The organism is Methylobacterium sp. C1 (assembly GCF_001854385.1).
Lineage (GTDB): Bacteria > Pseudomonadota > Alphaproteobacteria > Rhizobiales > Beijerinckiaceae > Methylobacterium > Methylobacterium radiotolerans.
Window position 1 is genome coordinate 3,323,668 of sequence record NZ_CP017640.1, and the last position, 13,326, is coordinate 3,336,993.

Here is a 13,326-nt window from a genome sequence, read left to right on the forward strand (position 1 = left end):
GGCATGCCGCCGCGCAGGGCGCCGGCAGACCTCCCGGCGCGACGCCGCGGCCGGTTTGCTCCGCAGTGAATTTTGAATACATTTCCCGGCGGGTGGGCGCGTCCCATCCCGGGAGGGATCGATCGTGACGGAAGCGAGGGCGCATGCCCCGACGCCGCGTGCCGCGGCGCGGCTGGATGCCGGATTGCCGCGCAGGCTGGCGGAGCAGCTCCAGGGTGAGGCGCGCTTCGACGCGTTCACCCGCGGGCGCTACAGCACCGACGCGTCGATCTACCAGATCATGCCGGCCGGTGTGGTGCTGCCACGCTCCGCCGCCGACATCGCCGCGACCCTGCGCATCGCTGCCGAGCACGGCGCGCCGGTGATCCTGCGCGGCGGCGGCACCTCGCAGAACGGCCAGCCGATCGGGTCGGGGCTCGTGGTCGACTGCTCGCGGTACTTCAACGGCGTCCTGGCCTACGACGCGGAGGCCGGCACGATCACGGTCGAGCCCGGCATGGTGCTGGAGCGCCTGAACACCCGGGTGAAGGCCGACGGCTGGTTCTTCCCGGTCGAGCCCTCGACGGCGACCCGCTGCACCATCGGCGGCATGGCGGGCAACAATTCTTGCGGGGCCCGCTCCCTGCGCTACGGCAAGATGAGCGACAACGTTCTGGCGATCGAGGCGCTGCTCCACGACGGTGAGGCCTTCGGCTTCGGCCTGACCGGCAACGCTCATCCGGGCGTGAACGGATCGGATCGGGCCGCGGCGCTGGCCGCGCGGATGCGCGGCCTCGCCGAGGATCACCGCGCCGAGATCGAGGCGCGCTACCCCAAGGTTCAGCGCCGTGTCGGCGGCTACAACCTCGATGCGCTGATCGAGGCCCAGCCGAACCTCGCGCACCTGCTCGTCGGTTCCGAGGGCACGCTGGCCGCGACCACCGCGGTGACGCTGAAGCTCTCGCGCCTGCCGACGCACCGGGTGATGGGCGTGTGCCACTTCCCGTCCTTCCGGGCCGCCATGGAGACGACGCGGCACATCGTCGGCCTGGACCCGGTGGCGGTCGAGCTCGTCGACAACAACGTCCTCGTGCTCGGCGCCGACATCCCGCTGTTCCGCACGACGCTCGCCGACATCACCAAAGGCAAGCCGAACTGCCTGCTCCTGACCGAGTTCGCCGGAGACGACCTCGCGACCCTCCGGCGCGACCTAAAGCGACTCGACGCCTGCATGGCCGATCACGGCTTTCCGGACGCCGTCGTGGAGGTGGTCGAGCCCGCCCGCCAGAGATCGGTCTGGGAGGTCCGCGAGGCCTGCCTCAACATCATGATGTCGATGAAGGGGGACGCCAAGCCGGTCTCCTTCATCGAGGACTGCGCCGTCCCGCTGGAGCACCTCGCCGACTACACGGACGCGGTGACGGAGGTCTTCACCAAGAACGGCACCCGCGGCACGTGGTACGCCCACGCCTCGGTCGGTTGCCTGCATGTCCGCCCGATCCTCGACATGAAGGACGCCGGCGATGTCCGGCGGATGCGGGCGATCGCGGAGGAGACCTCCGAGCTGGTGCGTCGCTACAAGGGTTCGTATTCCGGCGAGCACGGCGACGGCATCTCGCGCTCGGAATTCGTGGAGCCGCTCTTCGGCGCGACCCTCACCCGCGCCTTCGAGACCGTGAAGGACGCGTTCGACCCGGACAACCGACTCAACTCCGGCAAGATCGTGCGGGCGCCGAAATTCGACGATCGCAGCCTGTTCCGGTTCAAGCCGGACTACGCGGTCTCGGCCCCGATGAAGACCGCTCTGGACTGGTCGGACTGGGGCGGCTTCGGCTCCGCCGTCGAGATGTGCAACAACAACGGCACCTGCCGGAAGCTCGCCGGCGGCGCGATGTGCCCCTCCTACCGGGCCACCGGGGAGGAGCAGCACCTGACCCGCGGCCGGGCCAATTCGCTGCGGCTCGCCATCTCGGGCCAGCTCGGAAAGGACGCCTTCACCAGCCCGGAGATGAAGCGCACCCTCGATCTCTGCGTGTCCTGCAAGGCCTGCCGCCGCGAGTGCCCGACCGGCGTCGACATGGCCAAGATGAAGATCGAGTTCCTGCACCACTACCACGCCCGCCACGGGCTTCCCCTGCGGGAGCGCCTCATCGCGGCGATGCCGCTCTATGCCGGGGCCGCCGCGAAGCTGGCGCCGCTCCTCAATCTGCGGGACCGATACCCGGCCCTCGCCGCCCTGTCGGAGCGACTCGCCGGCCTCTCGGCCAAGCGCTCGCTGCCGCGCTGGCGCCGGCCCTGGAGCGAGCAGGGCGAGCCCGCCCACGCGCAGGACGTCGTCGGGGATTACCGCGACGTGATCCTGTTCGGCGACACCTTCAACCGCGCCTTCGAGCGGGAGAACCTCGAGGCGGCCGAGCGCGTGCTGCGGGCCGCGGGCTACCGGCTGCACCGGATCTACCCGTCCCGCGGCCGGCGTCCCCTCTGCTGCGGCCGGACCTGGCTCTCCGCCGGCCAGACCGACCGGGCGCGCCAGGAGGCGCGCCGCACCCTCGACGCGCTGCTGCCGTTCCTCCGCGCGGGCGCCCGCGTGGTCGGCCTGGAACCGTCCTGCCTGCTCACCTTCCGGGACGAGTTCGCAGCGCTGCTGCCGGGCGCGGACTCGGCGCTGCTGGCCGAGCGGTCGTTCCTGTTCGAGGAGTTGCTGGCGGCGGACCTGACGGCGGGCCGGATCGCGCTGCCGTTCGCCGACCAGGGCGGCCGCGTCGCGCATCTGCACGGGCACTGCCACCAGAAATCCTTCGGCGCGATGGGCTCGGTCGAGACGGTGCTCCGGGCGGTCCCGGGGCTCGACCTGCGGGTCATCGAATCGAGTTGCTGCGGGATGGCGGGCGCCTTCGGCTACCGGCCGGAATCGATCGAGACGTCCTTCGCGATGGCGGAGCTGTCGCTGTTCCCCGCCCTGCGCGCCGCCGGGCACGACGATCTCGTGGTCGCCGACGGGACGAGCTGCCGCCATCAGATCCACGACGGGCTGGGTCTCCAGGCGGAACATGTGGCTCGCGTGCTGGATCGGGCCCTCGCGCCTCGACACTCCATTGCCGGGCACCTACACATAGACCACAGGTCGCACTGACCTGACGTGTGTCGGGGGACCATGAACAAAATCGAGCCCGGGATCGGAATCAGCCGCCGCTACCTCCACGACGAGGTCGCCGAGCGCATGCGCGAGCTGATCCGGTCCGGCGAGATGGAGCCGAAGGCGCGGATCAACGAGGGCGAGCTGACCGAGCGCTTCGGGATCTCGCGGACCCCGCTCCGCGAGGCGATCAAGATCCTGGCGACAGAAGGTCTCCTCGAGCTGCTCCCGAACCGCGGGGCCCGCGTCGCCAGCATCTCGGACGGCGAGCTCGAGGAGATGATGGAGGTGATCGCCGGCCTCGAGGCGACGGCCGGCGACCTCGCCTGCCGGACGATCACCGACGCCGACATCGACGCCCTGGTGGTCGATCACGACGCGATGGTCGAGGCCTGGAAGGCCGGCGACGAGGCCGGCTACTTCAGCCACAACCGCCGGATCCACGAGGGGATCATGGCGGCGAGCCGCAACACGATCCTCGCCAACATCTACGAGAGCCTGTCGGGCCGGATCCAGCGCTCGCGCTACTCCGCCCACCAGACCCCGGAGCAGTGGGCCCGCGCGGTCTCCGAGCACGAGCGGATGATCGCGCTGCTGCGCGCCCGCGACGGTGCCGCCCTGGCCGTGCTGATGCGCGAGCACATCCGCGGGAAGAAGTCGGTGATCGCCGCCAATTACGGTGCCGCCGAGACGGCCTGAACGCCTCAATCGCGGCGGGCGGCCGGCGCCATCGAGGAGGCGCGCGATCAGCCGGGCATCCCGGTCATCTCGAACCAGAACGACGCGCCCGGCGTGCGCGAATCGTTCGCGTAGAGGAACGGGATGTCGGGGCCGGCGCCGCGGGCGGCGAACACCGTCCTGACCCGGGCGCTCATGGCAGGGTCCTGGCAGATGTACATCACCGGCACGGTTACCCGGAACGGCGGCGCGCCGCACAGCAGCATCGCCGCGAGCAGGTACTGCTCGTTGTACAGCCGGCAGTTCCACGCGGACGGGTAGTCGTCCGGGATGAAGATGTCGTGGATCTGCACGATCACGCCCGGCGCGAGGCGCGGCATGACCTCGAAGAAGAACACGGTCACGTCCGAATTGGCGAAGGAGCGGTGCGATCCGTCGAAGAACAGGATGTCGCCGGCCTTCAGTTCCTCGAAGATCTTCAGGTCGCAGGCTTCGAGCGGGCTGCGCACGGTCCAGTCGCAGAGGGCGTCGATCTCGCGGCGCGGCATCGGATCGATGGAGGTGATCCGCGTCGGCAACGTCAGGGTATCGATCGCGTGCCGCGCGAAGCAGGTGGAGCAGCCGGAGCCGATCTCGAAGAATCGCGCGGGGCGCTTCCAGGCCAGCATCGTCATCAGCGCGGCGCCGTCGAGGGCGGTGAACCACGTGTTGTTCCAGTGGGGTGTCGCGGCGCCGGCCATTGGGGCGTCGTGCGGGACGCTGTGCAGCAGGTCCGCCTGCGCCTCGAGTTCGGTGAGGAAGCGATCGTAGGCGGCGTGGGACCGGCCGAGCACCGCCTTGAGCTGGCCGTGCGGCGCCCGGCCCGGCGTCCAGCGCGACGACGGCACGACGGGGTAGTAGTCGTGGACCGTGTGGCTCCAGCGGAACGCCTCCCGGCTCGCCCGGAAGATATCCACTCCCGCCCGGCGGCCCGCGCTCCTGACGACGTCCTTCAGCATGATCTGTCCCCGGTTCGGGCGAACAATGCCGGTACTGCAACTTACGGTCGAGTCAGGCGGAACACCTACGCAGTCCGACCTGCGCGCAGGGTTAGGACGCGATGAAAGCGTGGCCTTCGGACCCGGTTCGGATCGGACGGGCCGCCCGCACCGGCCTCGCGGCTGCGGCTGCTCCGCTCAGGCGGCGCTCGGCGCCCGCAAACCCGCCACGAGATCGGTGAAGCGGTCGCCCTGGACGATCACGTGGCTGCGGAGGACGTCCGCGGCGCCGGCCTCGTCGCCCGCGATGATCGCGGCGACGATCGCCTCGTGCTCGGCCAGCGATTGCGGCAGGCGCTGGCGCACGCGCAGCTGCAGCCGCCGGTACGGGGCGAGACGGCGATGGAGCGACAGCGCCTGCTCCGCCAGGAACGCGTTCCGGCTCGCGCGGTACACCACCGTGTGGAACACGTAGTTCTCGGCGTAGTAGGCCTCGGTGTCCTCGGTCGCCAGGGCGGCGCGGCAGCCCTCCAGCGCGGCGCGCAGCGCGGCGGCGTCCTCGGCGACGAGGCGGCGCGCCGCGAGGCGGCCGCACGCCGCCTCGATCTCCGCCATCGTCTCGAACATGGCGAGCAGCAGGTGCGGCTCGGGGGCGCTGACGATCGCGCCGCGCCGGGGCTTCGTCTGCACGAGCCCGGTGACGGCGAGCTGCAGCAGCGCCTCGCGGATCGGCGTGCGCGAGACCCCGAAACGGGCCGCGAGCTGGTTCTCGTCGAGCCGCGACCCCAGGGCGAGCTCGCCCGAGACGATCTCGTCCTCGATACGCTGCCTCAGCCGCTGCGCGTGGCTCATGCTCCCGGTTCCTCCCCGATGATCGGGCCGCGCGACGCCCCGCCCGTTGAGGCCGGCGGATGTTCGACGCACGCGAACATTATGCTGGAGCATTGACAAAATATACAAGCCGGTTTTCCATGCATACAACGAAGCGCCGCACTATTGCGGCGCACAAAAGTACGCCGCGTTGTTTGCGGTGCGGGAGAGCTTCATGACGCCCACTCGTCGCTCGCTGATCGCGGCCACGCTCGCGGCACCGGCCATCCTGCGGTTCGGCCTGAACAGCGCCCAGGCGGCCACGACGCTGAAGCTGTCCCACCAGTTTCCCGGCGGCACGATCGACGAGGGCGATTTCCGCGACCGCATGTGCCGGAAGTTCGCCAAGATGGTCGGCGAGCGCTCGAAGGGTGCCCTGGACGTCCAGGTCTACCCGGGCTCCTCGCTGATGAAGACGAACGCCCAGTTCGGCGCCATGCGCAAGGGCGCGCTCGACATGTCGCTCTACCCGAGCCCGTACGCGGGTGGCGAGATCCCGGAGCTCAACATCGGCCTGATGCCCGCCCTGGTGACGTCCTACGCCCAGGCGGTGGCGTGGAAGGCGGCTCCGGTCGGCCGCAAGCTCACCGAGATCCTGGACGCGAAGGGCATCATCCTGGTCTCCTGGGTCTGGCAGGCCGGCGGCGTCGCGAGCCGGGAGCGCGCCCTCGTGGCGCCGGCCGACGCCAAGGGCATGAAGGTCCGCGGCGGCTCGCGCGAGATGGACATGATGATGAAGGAGGCCGGCGCGGCCACCCTCTCGATCCCGTCGAACGAGTCCTACGCGGCGATGCAGACCGGCGCCTGCGACGCGGTGATCACCTCCTCCACGAGCCTGATCTCCTTCCGCCTGGAGGAGCTGTCCAAGGCGCTGACCTCGGGGCGCGAGCGCTCCTACTGGTTCATGCTCGAGCCGATCATGATGTCCAAGATCGTGTTCTCGGGCCTGCCGAAGGAGCAGCAGGACCTGATCATGGCGGTCGGCACGGAGCTCGAAGCATTCGGCCAGTCCGGCGCGAAGGAGGACGACACCCGGGTCGAGGAGATCTTCGCCAAGGCCGGCGCCAAAGTCGTCCAGGTCGACGAGAAATCCCTCGGCCAGTGGCGGGATCTCGCCCGCAACACCGCCTGGAAGGATTACGCCGCCAAGAACGCGAACTGCGCGGAGCTGCTGAAGCTCGCGGAGCAGGTCGCGTGAGCCACGGCTTCGACGCGGCCACGGCCGCTCCGGAGGCGCGCGGTGCCGAAGAGCCGCGCCTGCCGGGCCTCCTCGGCGCCTTCGACCGGGGCATGCGCCTCCTGAACAGGGTGATCCTGGCCCTGGGCGGTCTCTGCCTCGTGGCGGCCTGCCTCGTGCTCACCCACAGCGTCGTCGTCCGCTACCTCCTGAAGGAGCCGACGGAGTGGCAGGACGAGATGGCGGTGTTCCTGATCATCGGGGCCACCTTCCTGTCGGCGGCCGGCGTCCAGGCCAAGCGGGGGCACGTGGCGATCGAGGCGTTGACCGGTCTCCTCCCGCCGGCCGCGAACCGGGTGCGGCTCCTCCTGGCCGACCTGGTCAGCCTCGCCTTCTGCCTGTTCTTCGCGTGGAAGAGCTGGTCCCTCGATCACGAGGCCTGGGTCGACGGACAGGTCTCGCAATCGACCTGGGGGCCGCCGCTGTGGATCCCTTACACGCTCATGTCCGTCGGCATGAGCCTGCTGTGCCTCCAGTTCGTCCTGCAGATCGCGGAGGCCCTCGCCTACGGGCCGCGGGCCGCCGGATGGGCGCAGCCCAAGATCGGGCTCGGGGCCGACGTCAATCGCGACATGCACGGGGCGGCCGAGGTCGCGCCCCGAGAACCGGATCCGCTGGGTCAGACCGTTTCCGCGAAGGTTGAACGATGAGCACGGCCGCGATCGGCTTCCTGTACGCGGGCGCGACCCTCGGGGCGATGCTCTCGGGCATCCCCATCGCCTTCGCGCTGGGCTTCGTGGCGCTCGCCTTCATGGTGGCGTTCATGCCCGGCGCCTCCCTCGATACGGTGGCGCAGAACGTCTACGAGGAGATGGCCTCGATCACCCTGCTGTCGATCCCGCTCTTCATCCTGAAGGGCGCTGCCATCGGCCGGTCCAAGGCCGGTCAGGATCTCTACACGGCCATGCATGCCTGGATGCACCGCATCCCGGGCGGCCTGGGCATCGCCAACGTCTTCGCCTGCGCGCTGTTCGCCGCCATGGCGGGCTCCAGCCCGGCCACCTGCTCGGCGATCGGCTCGGCCGGCATCCCGGAGATGCGCAAGCGCGGCTACTCGCCGGGCTTCGCGGCCGGGATCATCGCGGCGGGCGGCACGCTCGGCATCCTGCTGCCGCCCTCGATCACCATGATCCTGTACGCGGTCGCGGCCGAGCAGTCGCTCGGGCGCCTGTTCCTCGCGGGCATCGGGCCGGGTCTCCTGCTGGTGGGCCTGTTCGCCGCGTGGTCGATGGTGCGGTTCCGCTCCGAGTACGCCGCCGCCAAGGAGGCCCTGGAGCGCGGCGGGCCGGCCTCGCCGATCCTGGCCGACGAGCAGTACAGCATGGCGCAGCGGTTCTCGACGCTGCCGCGGGTCCTGCCCTTCGTGGTCCTGCTCACCGGCGTGATGGTGGCGCTCTACGGCGGCTACGCCACGCCGTCCGAGACCGCGGGCCTCGGCGGGCTGATGGCCCTGGCGCTGATCGCCGCGATCTACGGCGTCTGGCGCTTCCGCGACGTCACGCCGATCCTGACGGCGACGCTGCGGGAATCGACCATGCTGATGCTGATCATCGGCATGTCGCTCCTCTACGCCTACGTGATGAGCTACCTGCACATCTCGCAATCGGCCGCCGCCGCGATCGTCGCGATGCAGCTCTCTCCCTGGGTACTGCTCGTGACCATCCTGGCGCTGGTGATCGCGCTCGGCTTCTTCCTGCCGCCGGTCTCGATCATCCTGATGACGGCGCCGATCATCCTGCCACCGCTCAAGGCCGCCGGTTTCGACCTCGTCTGGTTCGGCGTCGTGATGACCATCACCATGGAGATGGGCCTGATCCACCCGCCGGTGGGCCTGAACATCTTCGTCATCAAGAACATCGCCCCCGACATCCCGCTCTCGGACATCATCTGGGGCACCTTGCCCTTCGTGATCCTGATGGCGGTGGCGATCCTGATCCTGTGCCTCGTGCCGGGCATCGCGATGTGGCTGCCGGACCTGCTGCTGACGACGACGCGGTAGGTCGAGACGCGCAACGAGTCCGCGCGGCGGGCCCCTCTCCGCCCGGAGAGGGGCCCGCCGCGTGAGGAGACGCGGTCGGGCGAGCGCCGCGTTCCGCGCAGCTACCACCCGCGTCGGCGCTCTGGCCGCCGCGCCCGGAGCCGCCTATGGCAGCGCGCGCGCCGCGCCGCGCAGATCTCGAGCTCCGGATCGAACCATGAGCCTCACTTCCGTGCGCGCCTTCTTCGCCGAGAAGGCGCCCGACATCGCGGTCATCGTCCTGGAAACCAGCACCGCGACCGTCGCCGAGGCGGCAGAGGGCCACGGCGTCGTCCCGGCGCAGATCGCCAAGACGCTCTCGATCCGCGTCGGCGAGCAGGTCGCCCTGGTGGTGACGCGCGGCGACGCGCGCCTCGACAACCGGAAGGCCAAGGCCGCCTTCGGCGGCAAGGTGCGGATGCTCGATCTCGGCGAGGTCGAGGCCGTGACCGGCCATCCGGTGGGCGGCGTCTGCCCCTTCGGCCTGCCGACGCCGCTGCCGGTCTACTGCGACGTCTCGCTGAGAGCGTTCGACGAGGTGGTGCCGGCGGCCGGCAGCACCCACAGCTCGGTGCGGATCGCGCCGGCGCGGATGGCCGAGCTCACCGGCGCCGCCTGGGTCGATGTCTGCGCGCTGCCGGGCTGAGCGGCTTGGTCAGCGCCGTTCCCGCTCCGCACGAGGCGCGGGTCCCCTCTCCCGTGCGGGAGAGGGACAGGGTGAGGGATCAGGTCTGTCCGGACGAGGCGCGCGCGGTCAACGCAGGATCGCGCGCTTGATCCTGAACGTTCTCGTCCCTCACCCCAACCCTCTCCCGCACGGGAGAGGGGGCATGGCGCCACTGTCTCGTTACCGAAGACGCCTTCCCTCCGGACTGTCGCGGCACGACCGGGAGCGGTCCTAGCGCCCGGTCCAGTTGGGCGTGCGCTTGCCGAGGAAGGCCTCCATGCCCTCGCGGAAGTCCTGGCTCATGTAGCACATGAGGATCAGGTCATCGCCGGGATGCGGGGCGCCCTCGGCGCCGGCCTCCTCCTCGGCGAGGCGCCGCAGCCCCTCCTTGGTCGCCTGCATGGTCAGCGGCGCGTGGTTGGCCAGCAGCTGCGCCAGGGTGTCCACCCGCTCGGTGAGCGCGGCGCGATCGTCCACCATCTCGCCGATGAGCCCGATGCCGAGCGCCTCCTCGGCGCCGACGAGGCGGGCGGTGAAGATGATGTCCTTGACCCGCGCCGGGCCGATCAGGCCGGAGAGGCGCTTGAGGTTGCCTTGGCTCAGGCAGTTGCCGAGGGTGCGGGCGATCGGGAAGCCGAATCGCGCGTCGCGGGTGGCGATCCGCAGGTCGCAGGCTGCCGCGATGGCCGCGCCGCCGCCCGTGCAGGCCCCGGCGATCGCCGCGATGGTCGGCACCCGCAGCCGCTCCAGGGAGCCCAGCACCTTGTCCATGAAGCGCTCGTAGCCCAGCGCGTCCTCGGCGGTGCTGAAGTCGCGGAACTGGGCGATGTCGGTCCCGGCCGCGAAGGCCTTGTCGCCCGCGCCGGTGATGATCAGCGCCTTGACCGCCGGATTCTCGGCGATCGCCTCGCAGCAGGTGATCAGGCCCTGATACATCGCGAAGGTGAGCGCGTTGCGCGCCTGCGGGCGGTTCAGGACGATGCGGGCGATGCCGGCCTCGTCGATGGTGAACAGCAGCTCGTCGGTCGCGGGCTTGGCGGTCATGCGCGGCGTCTCCGGGTGGCGGCGTCAGGCCGCGGTCTCGCGGACCACGCCCCGCGCGATCAGCGCGTCGATCTCGGCCGGCGCGTACCCGGCCTCGGCCAGGATCGCCCGGGAATGCTCGCCGAGCAACGGGGCCGGCCCATGCACGCGTCCCGGCGTCTCGGAGAACTTCACCGGCAGGCCCAGGGTCTTCATGCGCCCGACCCGCGGGTGATCCACCTCGACCACCATCTCGCGGGCGAGCGCCTGCGGGTCGCGGTGCATCGCGTTCACGTCGAGGACCGGTCCGGCCGGCACGCCGCCGGCCTCGAGCCGGGCGAGCCACTCGGCCGAGCTGTGGGCCCGGAAGATCGGCGCGAGGGTCGCGGCGAGGTCGTGCCGGTTGGCCATCCGGTCGCGGTTGAGCGCGAAGCGCGGGTCCTCGGCGAGGTCGTCGGCGCCGATGGCCTTGAGCAGGCGCAGCCAATTGGTCTGGTTGGCCGCGCCGATGGTGATCCAGCCGTCGGCGGTCTCGAAGGCCTCGTAGGGGGCGTTCAGCGGATGGGCCGAGCCCATCGGGCCGGGCGCGATCCCGGTCGCCATGGCGATGGCCGACTGCCAGTAGGTGTGGGTGATGCCGGCCTCGAACAGCGACGTGTCGACCGCCTGCCCCCGGCCCGTCCGGAGCCGGTTCGCGTAGGCGGCCAGGACGCCCATGGCGGCCAGGATGCCGGCGGTGATGTCGGTGACCGGCGGCCCGCACTTCATCGGCGGTCGCCCGGGGCCCTCCCCGGTCACCGACATGAGGCCGCTCATGCCCTGCGCCACGAGGTCGAACCCGGCCCGGTCGGCGTAGGGACCGGTGCGGCCGAAGCCGGAGAGCGAGCAGTAGACCAGCTCGGGGAACTCGACCTTCAGGGTCTCGTACCCGATCCCGAGGCGCTCCATCGTGCCGCCGCGGTAGTTCTCGATCAGGGCGTCCGCGCCCTTGAGCAGGCGGCGCAGGACCGCGACGCCGTCCGGATCCTTCAGGTCGAGGCTGATGCCGCGCTTGCCGCGGTTCATCATCATGTAGGCGGCGCTCTCGCCCTCGAGGGCGGGCGGGACGGTGCGACGGGTGTCGTCGCCCTCCATCTTCTCGACCTTGATCACCTCCGCGCCCATGTCGGCGAGCATCAACCCGCAGACCGGCCCGGCCATGATGTGGGCGAGCTCGATCACCCGCATCCCGGCGAGCGGGCCCGACCGCTTCATCGTTTCCGCCATCGCGCGCTACTCCCCGGCCGGCACGGTGGCCGCGGGGGCGACCGGCGGCGTGACGGGATCCACGAACTCCCGCTCGGGGTGCATGGTGAAGGCCAGCGCGGCGCCGAGCAGGCACAGGCCGATCGAGCCGACGAAGGGCAGCGTCCAGCTCCCGGTCGCGTCCACGATGACGCCGAAGACGATCGGCGAGACGATCGCCGCCACGGCCGAGCCGGTGTTCATCAGCCCGCTGGCGGTCCCGGCATATTTCGGCGCGATATCCATCGGCACGGACCAGATCGGTCCGATCACGAGCTCGGCGAAGAAGAAGCCGGAGGACAGGAGCAGCGCCACGAGCGTCAGGTCCCGCGTCATGAACACGCCGGCGAGGCTGGCGGCGGCCCCGAGGAAGCCGATCACGATCACCGACAGGCGCGCGAGCTTCACGTTGCCGGTGCGGTGCAGGATCGAGTCGCTGAGCATGCCGCCGACCGTGTCGCCGACGACGCCCGCGAAGAACACGCCCGAGGCGAACAGGGCCGAGTTCTTCAGGTCGAGGCTGTAGTTCTCCTTGAAGAAGCTCGGGAGCCAGCCGAGGAACAGCCACAGGGTCCAGCCGTAGCAGAAATACGTGATGGAGACCGGCAGCATGCGGCGGGTCAGGGCGCCCCACGGCACGCTCTGCTTCGCGCCGACCTTGCGGGGCGGCGGCAGCGTGTCGAGCTCCGCCTTGGTGATCGCCGGATGCTCGGACGGGTCGTCACGGAAGTACAGCCACCAGATCGCGACCCAGACGAAGCTCACCGCGCCGAGGATCACGAAGCTGGTCCGCCAGCCGAAATGGTAGATCAGGAAGGCGACGATCGGGGGCGCCACCGCGTTGCCGAGCCGCGCGAAGGCGTGGGTGATGCCCTGCGCGAAGCCGCGCCGGCCGGGCGCCGTCCAGTTCTGCATGGCGCGGGTGGCGGTCGGGAAGGTCGCGCCCTCGCCGAAGCCGAGCAGCACCCGGGCCAGGAACAGGCTCACGAGACCGCCGACCATGCCGGTCAGGATGGTCGCCGAGGCCCAGATCACCCCGCAGGCGAGCAGCGTGCGCCGGGCGCCGAACTTGTCGCCGACCGACCCGCCGATCACCTGGAAGATCGCGTACGGGTAGGCGAAGGCCGACAGGATCAGACCGAAATCGGTCTTCGACATGCCGAAATCGCGCATGATCTCCGCGCCGGCCGTGGCGATGTTCACCCGGTCCAGATAGGTGATGAAGTACATCACACAGAGCAGGCCGAGCACGCCGTTCGTGGCGCTGAAGCGCTTCGACATCGACCGTTCCTCCCATGGGGCGCCGCCTCTCGCGGTCGCCGGGCGCCTCGGCGTCGGGGCCGGGCGCTCTCTCGTAATGCATTATTCAAACGCGTTGCGAGGCGGAAGGCAACCGCCGACCTGCATCCGGCACGCGAATTCCTGGTTCGCGCTGCAACTGAAAACGGGGACCCCAGG

The 13,326-nt window shown here is 70.4% G+C and carries 11 protein-coding genes; 6 read left to right on the forward strand and 5 right to left on the reverse strand.

Going from position 1 to position 13,326, the window contains the following annotated elements; translation table 11 throughout:
* Positions 1-124 precede the first annotated feature (124 nt).
* Together BKE41_RS15465 and BKE41_RS15470 are read left to right on the forward strand one after the other, a co-directional pair.
* Positions 125-3,112 carry an FAD-binding and (Fe-S)-binding domain-containing protein gene (locus BKE41_RS15465; protein WP_070999786.1) on the forward strand — a complete coding sequence of 996 codons (2,988 nt, stop codon included), beginning with the start codon at positions 125-127 and terminating at the stop codon, positions 3,110-3,112.
* A gap of 21 nt (positions 3,113-3,133) precedes the next feature.
* Positions 3,134-3,814 (forward strand): GntR family transcriptional regulator, encoded by a 681-nt coding sequence (locus BKE41_RS15470; RefSeq protein WP_012319859.1) that lies wholly within the window; start codon positions 3,134-3,136, stop codon positions 3,812-3,814.
* Positions 3,815-3,861: 47 nt separating this feature from the next.
* On the opposite strand, the gene BKE41_RS15475 is transcribed toward BKE41_RS15470, so the two are convergent.
* Entirely contained in the window at positions 3,862-4,791 is a 930-nt protein-coding gene (locus tag BKE41_RS15475) for a class I SAM-dependent methyltransferase (protein WP_012319860.1), read from the reverse strand.
* 177 nt (positions 4,792-4,968) lie between these two features.
* Positions 4,969-5,622: a GntR family transcriptional regulator gene (locus BKE41_RS15480; RefSeq protein ID WP_012319861.1), complete on the reverse strand. Its 654-nt coding sequence runs from the start codon at positions 5,620-5,622 to the stop codon at positions 4,969-4,971.
* A 193-nt stretch (positions 5,623-5,815) separates the two neighbouring features.
* On the opposite strand from BKE41_RS15480, the gene dctP reads away from it, so the two are divergent.
* The 4 genes from dctP (at position 5,816) to BKE41_RS15500 (ending at position 9,540) form a co-directional block, all read left to right on the forward strand.
* Complete coding sequence (gene dctP, locus BKE41_RS15485) at positions 5,816-6,838, forward strand: TRAP transporter substrate-binding protein DctP (RefSeq protein WP_012319862.1); 1,023 nt, start codon at positions 5,816-5,818, stop codon at positions 6,836-6,838.
* A complete protein-coding gene (locus BKE41_RS15490; RefSeq protein WP_070999788.1) occupies positions 6,835-7,527 on the forward strand; it encodes a TRAP transporter small permease in 693 nt (230 codons plus the stop codon). The genes dctP and BKE41_RS15490 overlap by 4 nt, the downstream gene beginning before the upstream one ends.
* Positions 7,524-8,876: a TRAP transporter large permease gene (locus tag BKE41_RS15495; RefSeq protein ID WP_024829636.1), complete on the forward strand. Its 1,353-nt coding sequence runs from the start codon at positions 7,524-7,526 to the stop codon at positions 8,874-8,876. Before BKE41_RS15490 ends, BKE41_RS15495 begins: the two co-directional genes overlap by 4 nt.
* A 196-nt stretch (positions 8,877-9,072) precedes the next feature.
* Positions 9,073-9,540 carry a YbaK/EbsC family protein gene (locus BKE41_RS15500; protein ID WP_012319865.1) on the forward strand — a complete coding sequence of 156 codons (468 nt, stop codon included), beginning with the start codon at positions 9,073-9,075 and terminating at the stop codon, positions 9,538-9,540.
* 252 nt (positions 9,541-9,792) lie between these two features.
* Here BKE41_RS15500 and BKE41_RS15505 read toward each other — a convergent pair whose 3' ends face one another.
* From BKE41_RS15505 to BKE41_RS15515, 3 genes are read right to left on the reverse strand one after another with little or no spacing between them, the layout of a single operon-like run.
* Positions 9,793-10,605: an enoyl-CoA hydratase/isomerase family protein gene (locus tag BKE41_RS15505; protein WP_012319866.1), complete on the reverse strand. Its 813-nt coding sequence runs from the start codon at positions 10,603-10,605 to the stop codon at positions 9,793-9,795.
* Positions 10,606-10,629: 24 nt separating this feature from the next.
* A complete protein-coding gene (locus tag BKE41_RS15510) occupies positions 10,630-11,850 on the reverse strand; it encodes a CoA transferase (RefSeq protein ID WP_012319867.1) in 1,221 nt (406 codons plus the stop codon).
* A gap of 6 nt (positions 11,851-11,856) precedes the next feature.
* Complete coding sequence (locus BKE41_RS15515) at positions 11,857-13,149, reverse strand: MFS transporter (RefSeq protein WP_012319868.1); 1,293 nt, start codon at positions 13,147-13,149, stop codon at positions 11,857-11,859.
* Between the last annotated feature and the right edge of the window lie 177 nt (positions 13,150-13,326).

Bases quoted from the DNA above. Each gene is read 5' to 3' on its own strand.
- BKE41_RS15470 (WP_012319859.1), top strand. From the start codon at position 3,134: ATGAACAAAATCGAGCCCGGGATCGGAATCAGCCGCCGCTACCTCCAC.
- BKE41_RS15475 (WP_012319860.1), bottom strand. From the start codon at position 4,791: ATGCTGAAGGACGTCGTCAGGAGCGCGGGCCGCCGGGCGGGAGTGGAT.
- BKE41_RS15480 (WP_012319861.1), bottom strand. From the start codon at position 5,622: ATGAGCCACGCGCAGCGGCTGAGGCAGCGTATCGAGGACGAGATCGTC.
- dctP (WP_012319862.1), top strand. From the start codon at position 5,816: ATGACGCCCACTCGTCGCTCGCTGATCGCGGCCACGCTCGCGGCACCG.
- BKE41_RS15495 (WP_024829636.1), top strand. From the start codon at position 7,524: ATGAGCACGGCCGCGATCGGCTTCCTGTACGCGGGCGCGACCCTCGGG.
- BKE41_RS15500 (WP_012319865.1), top strand. From the start codon at position 9,073: ATGAGCCTCACTTCCGTGCGCGCCTTCTTCGCCGAGAAGGCGCCCGAC.
- BKE41_RS15505 (WP_012319866.1), bottom strand. From the start codon at position 10,605: ATGACCGCCAAGCCCGCGACCGACGAGCTGCTGTTCACCATCGACGAG.
- BKE41_RS15510 (WP_012319867.1), bottom strand. From the start codon at position 11,850: ATGGCGGAAACGATGAAGCGGTCGGGCCCGCTCGCCGGGATGCGGGTG.
- BKE41_RS15515 (WP_012319868.1), bottom strand. From the start codon at position 13,149: ATGTCGAAGCGCTTCAGCGCCACGAACGGCGTGCTCGGCCTGCTCTGT.